This is a genomic window from Methylobacterium terricola (assembly GCF_006151805.1).
GTDB classification, from domain to species: domain Bacteria; phylum Pseudomonadota; class Alphaproteobacteria; order Rhizobiales; family Beijerinckiaceae; genus Methylobacterium; species Methylobacterium terricola.
On the sequence record NZ_VDDA01000003.1, the window covers coordinates 509058 to 523168 of the forward strand.

9 protein-coding genes are annotated in these 14111 nt (G+C 72.9%); 7 read left to right on the forward strand and 2 right to left on the reverse strand.

Translation table 11 applies throughout. The annotated features are described in order from the left end of the window. Positions 1-4 precede the first annotated feature (4 nt). Positions 5-1294 carry a PLP-dependent transferase gene (locus FF100_RS09725; protein ID WP_139035507.1) on the reverse strand — a complete coding sequence of 430 codons (1290 nt, stop codon included), beginning with the start codon at positions 1292-1294 and terminating at the stop codon, positions 5-7. 142 nt (positions 1295-1436) lie between these two features. On the opposite strand from FF100_RS09725, the gene FF100_RS09730 reads away from it, so the two are divergent. Together FF100_RS09730 and FF100_RS09735 are read left to right on the forward strand one after the other, a co-directional pair. Next, positions 1437-1631, forward strand: a complete 195-nt coding sequence (locus tag FF100_RS09730) for an Rmf/CrpP family protein (protein ID WP_139035508.1) — start codon at positions 1437-1439, stop codon at positions 1629-1631. Between the two features lie 9 nt (positions 1632-1640). After that, a complete protein-coding gene (locus tag FF100_RS09735; RefSeq protein WP_139035509.1) occupies positions 1641-2948 on the forward strand; it encodes an MFS transporter in 1308 nt (435 codons plus the stop codon). A 35-nt stretch (positions 2949-2983) separates the two neighbouring features. Here the strand turns inward: FF100_RS09735 and FF100_RS09740 are convergent, their stop codons facing one another. Further along, entirely contained in the window at positions 2984-3985 is a 1002-nt protein-coding gene (locus FF100_RS09740; RefSeq protein WP_139035510.1) for an SDR family oxidoreductase, read from the reverse strand. Positions 3986-4271: 286 nt separating this feature from the next. Between FF100_RS09740 and FF100_RS09745 the strand changes: the two genes are divergently transcribed. From FF100_RS09745 to FF100_RS09765, 5 genes are all read left to right on the forward strand, one after another. Beyond that, entirely contained in the window at positions 4272-7283 is a 3012-nt protein-coding gene (locus FF100_RS09745; protein ID WP_139035511.1) for a response regulator, read from the forward strand. 162 nt (positions 7284-7445) lie between these two features. Next, positions 7446-9206: a hypothetical protein gene (locus tag FF100_RS09750; protein WP_139035512.1), complete on the forward strand. Its 1761-nt coding sequence runs from the start codon at positions 7446-7448 to the stop codon at positions 9204-9206. Positions 9207-9231: 25 nt separating this feature from the next. Beyond that, positions 9232-9795 (forward strand): histidine phosphatase family protein, encoded by a 564-nt coding sequence (locus tag FF100_RS09755; protein ID WP_139035513.1) that lies wholly within the window; start codon positions 9232-9234, stop codon positions 9793-9795. A 150-nt stretch (positions 9796-9945) separates the two neighbouring features. Beyond that, positions 9946-12033, forward strand: coding sequence for a YgiQ family radical SAM protein (locus tag FF100_RS09760; protein WP_139035514.1), 2088 nt, complete (start codon positions 9946-9948; stop codon positions 12031-12033). A gap of 163 nt (positions 12034-12196) precedes the next feature. Next, complete coding sequence (locus tag FF100_RS09765) at positions 12197-14110, forward strand: PAS domain S-box protein (RefSeq protein ID WP_139035515.1); 1914 nt, start codon at positions 12197-12199, stop codon at positions 14108-14110. The last annotated feature ends 1 nt before the right edge of the window (position 14111 follow it).

A 14111-nucleotide genomic window follows, 5' to 3' on the forward strand; every position in this document is an offset into this window, starting at 1 on the left:
GCTCCTACGGGACGAGCGCCCGGGCGGCTTGCTCCAGGTCGGCGATCAGGTCGCCGGCCTCCTCCAGGCCGGCATTGAAGCGGAACATCGCGCCTGTCGGGAGCATCGCCGGATCGCGGCGCGGATGGACCGGCAGCACCAGCGAGACGTGGCCGCCCCAGCTTTCAGCGACGCGAAACAGCAGAAGCGCGTCGACGAAGGCGTGGAGCCGCCCGGCCGGGAGGCCTTCGTCGAACGCGACCGTGAACAGGCTGTTTCCGGCGCCGAAATAGGCCTGGAAGCGCCCGTGATACGGGCTGTCCCGGCGCGTGGGGCTCAGGATTTGGGCCGCGAAGGCCTGGGTCTCGAACCACCCCATCAGCGCCGCCGCCGTCGCCGCGTGCCGGTCGAGGCGGGCCTTCGCGCCGTCGACCCGGTGGAACAGGCGGGTGCAGGTCTGGGGCGAGACCGCGCCGTGGCCGCTGATCCTGAGCTGCCGGCGCAGGCGGGCGAGGTCGGCCTCGCCGCGCGCGACCACGATGCCGCTCGGGGTGTCGCCGTAGCCGCCCTCGTACTTCGTCGTCGCCTGGATCGCCAGGTCGATGCCGTGGTCGAGCGGCCGGAAGCGCAGGTGGCTCGCCCAGGTGTTGTCCATCGCCGTCCGGACGCCCGCCGCCTCGGCCCGGGCCGCGATGCCGGCGATGTCGGGGATCTCGAACGTCCCGCTCACCGGCGCCTCGAGGTAGACCAGCGTGTCGCGGGGCGCGACGCGCTTGCCCGCCTGCGCCAGCAGGGCGCCGACCGCCTCGGCCGAGGCGCCGGCCGGATAGGTCAGGAGTTCGGCCCGGCCGGTCTCCGCCATGTAGCGCCAGGCCGGGAAGTAGATCCCCTCCGGAATCAGGACGAGCGTCGGCGCGAAGGCGTCGAGCACCGTCGCGATCGCCGCGAGGCCGGACCCGCAGACGATCGCACCGGCGCCGCCATGCAGGCCCGCGAACTTGGCGCCGACCGCGTCCGCCTCCGGCGACTGGACGACGCCGTACTCGGCGCCGCCATAGGGGGCGCGGCCCGCTGCGTCCGCCGCCTCGTAATCGCCGAGCGTCTCGAACCCGACGCTGCTCTGGCCGAGGGATCCGAGATCCGAGAAGGCCCGGGCATGGCCGAGGCCGCGCGGGTTGAGGTGGCCGCGCGATGCCGCGAGGTCGACGATCGGGCCATGGATGCGCCGCGTCGCCGGGGCGCACCCGGCCAGGAAGTCTGCGCGCCGCCGCACCTTGGCCTCGGCAGCGGAGGGGGCGACGGGGTCATGCGGCACGGGACGGCTCCATCTCGGGGCGGGTGACCGCCCTATAGCCGCAGGCCGCGCCGGGCGTCACGCCGATGCGCCGCACGGCCATCCCCTTCGCCTGCCGGAGCCCTAGATCGCACCGACACGGCCGACCGGAGCGACCACCCCCATGCAATCCCCGCCCGACAACCTCGACGCACACGCCCTCGGCCGCGCCGCCCCGGAGAAGGGCCTCGCCCGCGAGGCCTGCCCCTATGCCGAGGGCACCGAATCCCGCGAGCGCTGGCTGTCCGGCTACGACGAGGCCGTGGCGGCGGGGGCCGAGCCGGTGACCGGCGGCCTCAAGCGCGAACCGGGGCGCTGACCGGTCGGCATGGACGCGCGGATTCCCACCCACCCGACCCTCGACCGCAAGGCGGTCGGGGCCGTGGTCCTCGGCAACGCCCTCGAATTCTATGATTTCACCGTCTATGCCTTCTTCGCCAAGGCGATCGGCGAGGCGTTCTTCCCGGCCTCGGACGCGAGCCACAGCCTGCTCGCCTCCCTCGCCCTGTTCGGCGTCGGCTACGTCATGCGGCCGATCGGCGGCGCCCTGATCGGGGCGCTGGCCGACCGGGCCGGGCGCAAGCCCGCGATGCTCGTCACCATCGCGCTGATGGCCCTCGGCATGCTGATGCTCGCCGCCTGCCCGGGCTACGCCCAGATCGGCGGATGGGCGCAGGCCATCGTCATCGCCGGCCGGCTGATCCAGGGGCTGGCGCTCGGCGGCGAGGTCGGGCCCTCCACCGCCTACCTGCTGGAGGCGGCCCCGGCGCGGCACCGCGGCTTCGTCACCAGCTGGCAGATCGCCAGCCAGGGCTGCGCCGCCCTGTTCGCCGGTCTGCTGGCGACGGCGCTCGCGCTCACGGTCGGTGATGCCGCCATGGCGCAATGGGGCTGGCGGGCGATGTTCCTGGTCGGGCTCGCGGTGGTGCCGGTCGGCCTCGTGATCCGCAGCCACCTGCCCGAGACCGGCGGCGTTGCCGAGGACCCGCAGGCCGCGTCCTCGACCGCCGCGGTGATCCGCCGGCTGCTCGGCGAGCATGGCCGCCTCCTCGGCCTGACCTTCCTGGTCATCGCCGCCTCGACGGTCTCGAACGCGGTCGGCACCAACATGCCGGTCTATGCCGGCGCGACGCTCGGCCTCTCCGAGACCGCCGCGACCGCGGTGCCGATCGCGCTCGGCCTCGCCTCGGTCGCCTTCCCGCTGCTCGGCGGCTACCTCGCCGACCGGTTCGGCCGGCGCCCGGTGATGATCTGGCCGCGCGCCCTGATCCTGCTCCTCGCCGTCCCGGCCTTCGCCTGGCTGCTGCGGGACCCGAATGCGCTCGCCGTCTACGCCGTGACCTTCCTGCTCTCGGCCCTGTCCTCGATCAACGCCGCGGCGATCATCGTGGGGATTCCGGAATCGCTGCCGCGGGCGGTGCGCAGCTCCGGCCTCGCCATCGTGTACGCGCTGGCGGTCTCGATCTTCGGCGGCAGCACCAACTACGTCATCAACTGGCTGATCTCCGCCACCGGCGACCGGATGGCGCCGGCCTACTACCTCGCCGCCTTCAGCCTCGTCGGCACGGCGGCGGCGTGGCTGCTGCCGGAGACCCGCGGGCGGGATCTCGAGGCGGGGGAGGGGAGCCGGGGGTAGGGTGCCGAAACCCGTCGGGTCGACCGGCGCGCCCCTCACGATCGCCGTCGCCGACCCCCGAAACCCCCGAGCAGCACAGCCGCGGCCGTCGCCATCCCGGCGGCGATGCCGACGCTTGCCAGCGGGTGCAGGGTCGCCCGGGTATAGGCGCTCCGGCGCATCACCGGCACCGGCGGGTCGCCGCGCTCCTCGCCGGCCCGCACCGGGGCGTGCAGGGCACCCGCCGTGTCGCGCGGCGGCTCCGCCCGCTTCTGGAGCGCGATGATCGCCGGGGCGAGCTCGTCATAGGCGCCCGGGGCGAATTCCTTGCCCATCACGAACAGCTTGCCGCCGCCGCCGACGAAGATGTCGCGCTGCGGGTGCAAGGCGGCGTGCAGGATCGCGCGGGCGACCTCGTCGGGCGGGTAGATCGGCGGCGGCAGGGTCGGCTGGCGGTCCATGTAGTTGCGGGCGCGGTTCGGGAGCGGCGTGTCGATGGAGGCGGGCTTCACCAGCGTCACCGAGACCGGCGCGCCCTCGGCGATCAGCTCCATGCGCAGGGTGTCGGTAAAACCCTTCACCGCGTGCTTCGAGGCGGCGTAGAGGCCCTGGAACGGGAAGGCGAGGTCGGAGGCGATGCTGCCGACATTGATCAATGCGCCGCCGCGCGCCCGCAGGTGCTCGGCGGCGACGAGCGAGCCGTTCACCGTGCCCCAGAAATTGGTCCGGATCAGCCGCTCGTGGTCGTCCTGGGTGATCTCGCGCAACGGCCCGTAGACCGTGAGCCCTGCGACGTTGACCCAGGTATCGAAGCCGCCGAACGTCGCGATCGCCTTGTCGGCGACGGCCTGGACCTGCGCCCGATCACCGACATCCGCCGTCACGGCGACCGCGCGGGCGCCGAATGCCTCGGCCAGCCGGTCGAGCACGTCGCGGCTGCGGGCGGCCAGCACCACCCGGGCGCCGCGCTCGGCGGCCATGCGGGCGGTGGCGAGCCCGATGCCGCTCGACGCGCCCGTGACCACGATGACCTGCTCGCGCAGCGGCTTGTGTCGCATCGTCGAAACCCCGGCTTGGTGGAACTCGGCTGGCGCCGGGGTGACGTGCGAGGGAGCGAGTTGTTGCAACCTGTGCGCTTTCGCGCATCCGGGGCGGGTGGGCGCCGCGTGCCATGCCCGTGGCGGCGACGCCCCTGCCCGCCGGGCGATCGGTCGTGCCCTAGGCAATTGATTCGACCGAACTTTTCCAGGCGCCGGTATCCCCTTCGCGCCCGGACGCTCTAGCTCCGCCTCCTGTCGGTCGGACAACGACGCGCGAGCGGCCGGCATGCAGAGTACGGGTGACATGAGCATCAAGACCGCCGCCGCACAACGCTGGCGCTTCCTCGCCCCCGGCCGGCGCGTGCCGGGATCGCCGCTGGCGTTCCTCCTGCTCGCCCTCGCGGTCGCGACCGGCGGCTGGAACTACGTCGAGGGCGCCCGCAGCCGGGCCGAGGCCGACAGGCTCGGCCGGGTGATGGCGCTGAGCGAGCGGGTCCTGTCGACCATGAAGGACCTCGAGACCGGCCAGCGCGGCTACGTCCTGACCGGCCGCGACGATTACCTCGCCCCCTACGACACGGCGCTCGCCCGGCTCGACGGCGAGCTCACCGCCCTCGACGCCGTCACCCTCGACCCCGCCATCCGCGAGCGCCGGCGCCAGGTGGTCGCGGCCGAGCGGGACTACGCCGCCCGCGTCGTCTCCTTGCGCCGCACGGGGGGCCTGCCGGCCGCCACCGACCTGATCCAGACCGGCGAGGGCAAGCGGACCATGGATGCGGTGCGCACCCTGACCGCCCAGGTCCAGGACGGCGCCGGCGCCGAGCTGAAGCGCCTCGCCGAGGCCGATGCCCTGCGCTCGCCGCTCCTGCCGCTCGTCACCCTGGTCTCGGGCCTCGCGGCGGTGGGCCTGCTCGCCCGCCTCGCCCTGGTGCGCCGGCGCGAGAGCCAGCGCATGGCCGATCTTCTGGAGAGCGTTCTGGAGAACGCGCCGGTCGGCCTCGGCTTCCTCGACGGCGACCTCAACCTGCGCCACATGAACCGGGCGCTCGGCAACATGAGCGAGCGCGGCTTCGGCGCCGATGTCGGGGCGCCGATCTGGGCCTTCCTGCCCTCGCTGCGCGACGCGCTCGCCCCGAAGCTCGCCGCGGCCCGCGACCGCGGCCTCGTCACCGCCAATATCGAGGTCGGGGTGCCGGCCGAGAGCGCGCCCGGCGGCACCCGCTACTTCGAGGTGAGCTTCTTTCCCTTGCGCCGCCGCGGCCGCGGCCCCGAGAGCGAGCGGGCCGACGGCGTCGGCATCGTCATGGACGACGTGACGCTGGGCAAGATCGCCGAGCGGCGCCGGGCCGACAGCGAGGAGCGCTTCCGCTCGCTCACCGAGGCGACCTCGGCCATCGTCTGGACCACCACGCCGGACGGCGCGTTCCGCGAGGTCGCCTCGGAATGGACCCGCTTCACCGGCCAGTCGCCGGCCGAGGCCGCCGGGGCCGGCTTCCTGGCGGCGATCCATCCCGACGACCGCGAGGCGACGCGGGTGGCCTGGGAGCACGCCGTCGCCGGCCGCACGCTCTACACGATCGAGCACCGGCTTCGCCGCCACGACGGCGTCTGGCGCCACATGGAGGGCCGCTCGGTCCCGATCCTGGAGGAGGACGGCCGGGTGCGCGAATGGGTCGGCGCGCATGCCGACGTCACCGCCCGCAAGGAGGCCGAGCTGGAACTGGCCGCCGCCAAGGAGGCGGCGGAGGAGGCCAACCGGGCCAAGAGCCAGTTCCTCGCCAACATGAGCCACGAGCTGCGCACGCCGCTCTCCGCGGTGATCGGCTACTCGGAGATGCTGCAGGAGGAGCTGGAGGATCTCGGCGAGGAGAGCCTGCTCGGCGACATGCGCAAGATCGAGGCGAATGCCCGCCACCTGCTGGGCCTCATCAACGACGTGCTCGACCTGTCGAAGATCGAGGCCGAGCGGATGGAGGTCTATGCCGAGGATCTCGACGTCGCCGAGACCGTCCGGGAGGTCGCCACCACCGTCGACGCCCTGGTGGTGAAGAAGGGCAACCACCTCGACCTGCATCTCGGCGAGGGAGACGGCAAGGACTTGGGCCGGGCGCATACCGATGCGACCAAGCTCCGGCAATGCCTGATCAACCTGCTGAGCAACGCGGCGAAGTTCACCGAGGGCGGCACCATCACGCTCTCGGCCGCGCGCGAGCACCGCGAGGGCGGCGACCGCCTGCGCTTCACCGTCACCGATACCGGCATCGGCATGAGCGAGGAGCAGCTGTCGCGGCTGTTCCAGCGCTTCACCCAGGCCGACGCCTCGACCACCCGGCGCTTCGGCGGCACCGGCCTCGGGCTCGCCATCACCCGCGCCTTCGCCCGGATGCTCGGCGGCGAGATCACCGTCACGAGCCGGGTCGGGGAGGGCACGACCTTCACCCTGGAGCTGCCGGCGCTCTACGAGGAGCGCGATCCGGCCGAGCCGGGGCACGAGGACGGCCATCCCGTCCCCGACGCCCCGGCCGTCCCCACCGCCGGCTCCAACCTCGTCCTCGTCGTCGACGACGACCCGGCGACCCGCGACCTCATCGCCCGTTTCCTGCGCCGGGACGGGTTCGAGGTCGCGACCGCCGCCGACGGCCGCGCCGGCCTGGAGGCGGCGCGGCGCTTGCGCCCCCGCGTCGTCCTCCTCGACGTGACGATGCCCCGGATGGACGGCTGGGCCGTGCTGCGGGCGCTGCGCGCCGATCCGGATTTCGGCGCGATCCCGGTCATCATGGTGACGGTGCTCGACGAGCAGAACCTCGCCTTCTCGCTCGGCGCGACCGACTACCTGCACAAGCCGGTGGAGTGGGGCGCGCTGAAGGAGGCGATGGAGCGTTTCCGCCCGGCGATCCACGAGGGGCCGGTGCTGGTGGTCGACGACGACCCCGACGTGCGCGAGCGCATGACCACGATGCTGACCCGCGAGGGCTGGCGGGTGGCGAGCGCCGAGAACGGTCTCGCCGGTCTCGAGGCCGTCGGCGTGCGCAAGCCCGGCCTCGTCCTCCTCGACCTGATGATGCCGGAGATGGACGGGTTCGGCTTCCTCCGGGCCCTGCGCGACCGGCCCGAATGGCGCGACATCCCGGTCGTGGTGCTGACCGCCAAGGACATCACGGCGGAAGACCGCCGCCGCCTCGCCGGCCGCGCCGACCGGATCCTGCAGAAGGGCCATCTCGGCATGGCGGATCTGGCGGCGACCCTGCGCGGGCTGATGGGCGGGGGCGGGGAGGGGGCGCCCGTGGAGGGGCCGGATCGGGCGGTGGTGCCGTGACTTCTTGAGGATGCGTCGGCGATTGCGGATTCCGGGTTCTCGACGTCGTCGAGCCCCGGGATGACGTCGAGCGATGGAAACGAGCACGCAGGCTTGGTGCGCCGAACGGCAGGATTTGAGTCGATCAACCCCTGACCTGCCACCACGAGGACTGGTGACACCATGCTCGTCTACGGCGACGTCCGGCGCCAGGCCGATCCCCGCGCGGAAGCCGCCCGCCTGCGCGACGCCGTCGAGGCCGCGCGCGGCCTCGGCCCGGGCCTGGAGCGCCACGCCGCCCTCGTCGGCGCGCTGATCGCCGCGGGCGAACTCACCCAGGGCGTCGCGGATGCGGCGTTCGAGGCGACCGGTCGCGACGGGCGGGACGGCGCGGCGGCTCCGCTCACCGCCCTCCTCGTCCGCCTCGCCGGCGCCGTCTGGGACTCCTGGCGGGGCGGCTTCGCGCAGGCCGAGCTTCCGACCCGGGACGGGATCGCCCGGGCCTGCGCTCACCTCACCCCCGCCCGGGTCGAGATCCGCCTGCCCGAGGGCTTCGCCTTCTATGCCGTTTATCCGGAGGCCTACGCGGCGGCCGCCGCCGCGTCGGGGCTCGGGGCCGGCGCGACGGTGATCGGCCTGCGCAGCATCGGCACGACGCTCGGGGCGATGACCGCCGCCGGTCTCGGCAGCATCGACCTCGTGACGCTGCGGCCCAGCGGCCACCCGTTCCGGCGCGAGCTGCGCCTGTCGGACAGTTTGCGCGACACCCTGACCCCGGCACGCCGCGTCGCGGTCGCTGACGAGGGGCCGGGCCTCTCGGGCAGTTCCTTCGGTGCGGTGCTCGGGCTCCTGGACGAGCGGGGCATTCCGGCCGAGAGCGTCGCCCTGTTCCCGAGCCATGACAATTCGCCGGGCCACGCGGCGGCGGACGAGACCCGCCGGCTTTACGCCCGGGCCCGGCGCCACGTCCGCACCGTCGACGACCTGATCCTCCGGGCCGAGCGGCCGGAGCATCGCCTTCGGACCTGGCTCGCCGCGCTCGTCGGGCCGCTGACGGCGCCGCTCGCGGAGGTCTCGGGCGGGGGCTGGCGCGCCCACCGTTACGACGATCCGGGCGACTGGCCGCCGGCCCACCCGATGCAGGAGCGCCGCAAATTCCTCGCCCGCACCGCGCGCGGGATCTGGCTCGCGAAGTTCGTCGGCCTCGGGCACGAGGGCGAGCGGAAGGTCCGGCGTGCCCGGGCGCTGCACGCCGCCGGCTTCAGCCCGGAGGTCGCCGGGTTCTGCCACGGTTTCCTCGTCGAGCGCTGGATCGAGGGGGCGACGCCCCTCGACCCCGCCCGCTACGATGCGCAAGCCCTCGGCGAGCACGTCGGCCGCTATCTTGCCCACCGGGCGAAAATCTTCCCCGGCGAGCCCGGATGCGGCGCCTCCCTCGATGCCCTGTGGGAGATGGCACGCCACAACGCGACCGAGGCCCTGGGCGAGGAGGCGGGCCGGGCGATCGATCGATGGCGCGCCGCGCTGCCGGGCTTTGCCGCGCAGGTGCGGCCGGTCGAGACCGACAACCGCCTGCATGCCTGGGAATGGCTCGTGCTGCCGGATGGCGTCCTCCTGAAGACCGACGCGGTCGATCACCACGCCGCGCACGACCTCGTCGGCTGCCAGGACAGTGCCTGGGACGTCGCCGGCGCCGCCATCGAGCTCGGCCTCGTCGGCGAGGCGGGCCGATCCTTGCGCGCCGTCCTCGCCCGGCAGACCGGCCGTGCCGTCGATCCGGCCTTCGTCGCGTTCCTGGAGATCGCCTACGCGGCGTTCCAGCTCGGCGCGGCGACGATGGCGGGCCATGCCGCCGGCGCGGACGAGCAGCCGCGGCTCCGGGCGGAGGTCGCGCGCTACCGCGCCCATCTCGCCTCGCGGCTCGGCGTCGCGGCTCCGCGCTGACGCTTGGCGCCCTACTTAGACGCTCATGATCCTGCTTCGCCATGGCCAGAGCCAGTTCAACCTCCACTATCACGCCACCGGCGTCGATCCCGGCATCGTCGATGCGCCGCTGACGCCGCTCGGGCACGAGCAGGCCGAGGCCGCCGCCCACGCCCTGGCTGGGGAGGGCCTGCGGCGCATCCTGTGCTCGCCCCTGACCCGCGCCCTGCAGACGGCGACCCCGGTCGCCGCCCGGCTGAACCTGCCGATCCTGGTCACCCCGGCGGTGCGGGAGCGGCGCGGCGCCAGCTGCGACATCGGCACATGCCGGACCGATCTCGCCCGCGCCTGGCCGCATCTCGATCTCGCCCATCTCGACGAGGTCTGGTGGCGGGGCGAGGGGGAGGAGGATCTGGAGGCCGACGACGTCTTCGCGGCCCGGACCGCGTCCTTCCGGGCCGGGATGGCCGCCGATCCCGACTGGGCCCACACCCTGGTCGTGTGCCACTGGGGCTTCATCTCGGCCGTCACCGGCCGCGACCTCGCCAATGGCGAGTGGGTCCGCTGCCGGATGGACGAGGGCGGGCGACTGGCCGCCGTGGCGGGATGAAGAGGGAAGTCGAGGAGCGAGTTCGCCGGCCCCGCTGACCGAAGGAAAGCTTGGCCGCGACGGGGCGGGGCAGAGTGCCGCCCCTTTTCGCCGCTCGTCAATCTCGCGGTTCGTTGATCTTGCGGCTGCATCGGCCTATGCATCGGCCCCATGCAGCTCCCCGCTCTCGCCGACCGCTCCGTGGCTCCCCCCGTGGTTCCCTCCGCGCGTCCCTTGGCCTGCCCGTCGCCGCGGGCCGGACGGGCGGCGCCGTTCCTGCCGATGAGCCGCGCCGAGATGGCGGCGCTCGGGTGGGATGCCTGCGACATCGTCCTGGTGACCGGCGACGCCTATGTCGACCATCCGAGCTTCGGCATGGCGATCATCGGCCGGCTGCTCGAATCGCAAGGGTTCCGGGTCGGCATCATCGCCCAGCCCGACTGGCAGTCGGCGGAGCCGTTCAAGGTTCTGGGCAAGCCGAAGCTGTTCTTCGGCGTGACCGGCGGCAACCTCGATTCGATGGTGAACCGCTACACCGCGGACCGCCGCTTGCGCCACGACGACGCCTATACGGCCGGCGGCGAGGGCGGAAAGCGGCCGGACCGCTCGACCATCGTCTACACGCAGCGCTGCCGCGAGGCCTTCAAGGACGTGCCCGTCATCCTCGGCGGCATCGAGGCCTCGTTGCGCCGCATCGCCCACTACGATTACTGGTCGGACAAGGTACGCCGCTCGATCCTGGCGGATGCCAAGGCCGACCTGCTGATCTACGGCAATGCCGAGCGCGCCGTGGTCGAGGTCGCGAACCGGCTGGCCGCCGGCGAGGCGCCGCACGAGATCGATTCGGTGCGCGGCGTCGCCCTGTTCCGCCGGGTGCCCGAGCACTTTTCGGAGTTGCCCGCCGACGACATCGATTCCGCCGACGAGGCCGCGTCCCGCAAGCCCGGCGACACCGTGATCCGGCTGCCCGCCTATGACGTGGTCAAGGACGACAAGGAGGCCTATGCCCGCGCCTCGCGCGTGCTGCACCGCGAGGCCAATCCCGGCAACGCGCGCCCGCTCGTCCAGCGTCACGGCGACCGCGACCTGTGGCTGAACCCGCCGCCGATCCCGCTCACCAGCGACGAGATGGATGCGGTCTACGACCTGCCCTACGCCCGCGCGCCCCACCCGTCCTACGGCAACGCCAAGATCCCCGCCTGGGACATGATCAAGTTCTCGGTGACGATCATGCGCGGCTGCTTCGGCGGCTGCACCTTCTGCTCGATCACCGAGCACGAGGGCCGGGTGATCCAGAACCGCTCGGAGGGCTCGATCCTGCGCGAGATCGAGCTCATCCGCGACAAGACCCCGGGCTTCACCGGCGTGATCTCGGATGTCGGCGGGCCGACCGCCAACATGTACCGGATGGCGTGCAAGGACCCGAAGATCGAGGCGGCGTGCCGGCTGCCCTCCTGCGTCTTCCCGGACATCTGCCCGAACCTCAACACCTCGCACGACGACCTGATCCGGCTCTACCGCAAGGTGCGCGAGGTCGAGGGCGTCAAGAAGGTGATGGTCGCGTCGGGCGTGCGCTACGACCTCGCGGTCAAGAGCCCCGAATACGTCAAGGAACTGGTGACGCACCACGTCGGCGGGCGCCTCAAGATCGCGCCCGAGCATACCGAGCGCGGGCCGCTCGACCTGATGATGAAGCCGGGGATCGGCACCTACGACCGCTTCAAGGAGATGTTCGACGAGGCCGCCAAGCAGGCGGGCAAGAAGTACTACCTGATCCCGTACTTCATCGCGGCGCATCCCGGCACGACCGACGAGGACATGCTGCACCTCGCGCTCTGGCTCAAGAAGAACGACTACCGCGCCGACCAGGTCCAGACTTTCCTGCCGTCGCCGATGGCGACCGCGACGGCGATGTACCACACCGAGGTCAACACGCTGAAGGGCGTGCGGCGCGGCGGCAGCGAGCCGGTCGAGGCGATCAAGGGCCTGCGCCAGCGCCGGCTGCACAAGGCGTTCCTGCGCTACCACGACCCCGAGAACTGGCCGCTGCTGCGCGAGGCTTTGCGGGAGATGGGCCGCGCCGACCTCATCGGGCCGCGGCCGGACCAGCTCGTGCCGCTCTCGCAGCCGCCGGGCACCGGCCTGGGCAAGGGCCAGCCGGGCAAGGGCCAGCCGGGAAAGGGCCAGCCGCGACCCACCTACCGCCCGGGCGGTGGCGGCCAGCGTTTCACCACCAAGGGCGTGCCGATCAGGAAGTGATTCGCGCCCCCGGCCGGCGGAGGGGGCGAGGGCGCCGTCCGCGTCCCGGCCCTCGGCCTTTCGTCGCATCGGCGATGCGCCTTTTTTCCTTCGTGCGTGATAAAATCGTGGGAGAGTCATTCCCGCCTGCGTTACAAGGCCGGACCGACAGCCCTAACGCCTGATGCCCGTTCCGCCCCTGCCCGCCCTCGTCCACGATCCCGACCGCCTCGCGGCCCTCGCGGGCCTCGACCTGCTCGGCACGCCGCCCGAGGCGGAATTCGAGGACATCGTGCATCTGGCCTCGATCCTGTGCGAGACGCCGGTGGCGCTGGTCAGCCTCGTGGCGGGGGACCGCCAGTGGTTCAAGGCGAGGGTCGGCTTCCCGCCCTGCGAGACCGCCCTCAACGCCTCGGTCTGCGCCTACACCCTGGCCGAGCCGGACCTGCTCACCATCCCCGACCTGACCGTCGATCCGCGCACGCGGGACAACCCGCTGGTCACGGGCGAGCCGTTCATCCGCTTCTATGCCGGGGTCCCCCTGCATGCGCCCGACGGGCATGTGCTCGGCAGCCTCTGCGTGATCGACCACGCGCCGCGGCCCGACGGGCTGTCGGCCCGGCAGGCGGACGGCTTGCGACGGCTGGCCCGGCAGGTAACGACGGTGCTGCGCGAGCGCAGGCTCGCCCTGGAGATGCGCCAGGCCCGCGACGCCCTGCGGCTCTCCGAGGAGCGGCTGTCCTTCGCGTTCGAGGCGGCGGGCAGCCTCGGGTGGTGGGATTGGGACATCCAGGGCGACCGGCTCTATGCCGGGGAACGCTTCGCCCGCATGTACGGCGTCGATCCCGACCTCGCGGCGCGGGGCGCGCCGCTCACCGCCTTCGTCGCGGGCATCCACCCCGACGACCGGTCATGGGTCGGCGAGCGCATCCAGCACGCCGTCGCGACGGCCGGCGCGTTCGGCGAGGAATATCGCCTGCGCGATCCCGATGGCGGCGTGATCTGGGTCCAGGCCAGCGGCCGGTGCTTCCACGACGGCGACGGCAGACCGCTGCGCTTCCCCGGCGTCGCCGTCGACATCACCGCCCGCAAGGCGGCGGATGCCGCCCGCTTCGCCGGCGAGGCACGGCTGAAATCGGTGATGGAGACCGTGCCGGTCGGGATCCTGCTCGCCGACGCTCCCTCCGGGCGCATCCTGATGGGCAACCGGCGGCTGGCCGAGATCCTCGGCCACAGCACCCTCTACGCCTCGTCCAGCAACGCCTACGGCGAGTTCGTCGCCTACCACGCCGACGGCAGGCTGGTGGAGGCGCAGGATTACCCGCTGGCCCAGATCGCCGGCGGCCGGAGCAAGCGGGCCGCCATCGAGGTGCAGTACCAGCGCCCGGACGGCGAGCGGCGCTGGATCGCGATTTCCGGCGAGGCGATCGAGGACGAGCAGGGCGCGACGGTCGGCGCGGTGGTCGCGGTCAGCGACATCGGCGACCGCAAGGCGGCGGAAGCGCAGCAGGACATCCTCAACCGCGAATTATCGCACCGGCTGAAGAACACCCTGACGCTGGTCCAGTCGATCGCGTCGCAGACCCTGCGCAACGCCCCCAGCCTCGACGCTGCCCGCGATGCCCTGGCGGCGCGGCTGGTCGTGCTCGGCAAGGCGCACGACATCCTGCTGGCCGGGCAGACCGACTCGGCCTGCGTCGACCGGGTGGTGCAGGAGGCGTTGGGCCTGCACGACGACACCGGCCGCCGCTTCCGGGTCACCGGCCCGAGCCTGTTCGTCGGTCCGTCGGCAGCGCTCTCCCTCGGGCTGATGCTGCACGAACTGGCGACCAACGCCCTGAAATACGGGGCGCTCTCGGTGCCGAACGGCTGCGTGACCGTCGACTGGACGGTGGAGGGCACGGGCGCGGTGGCCGAGTTCCGGCTGGACTGGCGCGAGCAGGGCGGCCCGCCGGTGACGCCCCCGACCCGCAGGGGGTTCGGCTCGCGGCTGATCCAGCGCGGCCTCGCCGGCGGCGACGTGGCGTTGCGCTACGCCGTCGAGGGCGTGCGCTGTACCCTGAGCGCGCCTCTCGCAGGGTTGCGCGTCGACCTCTGAC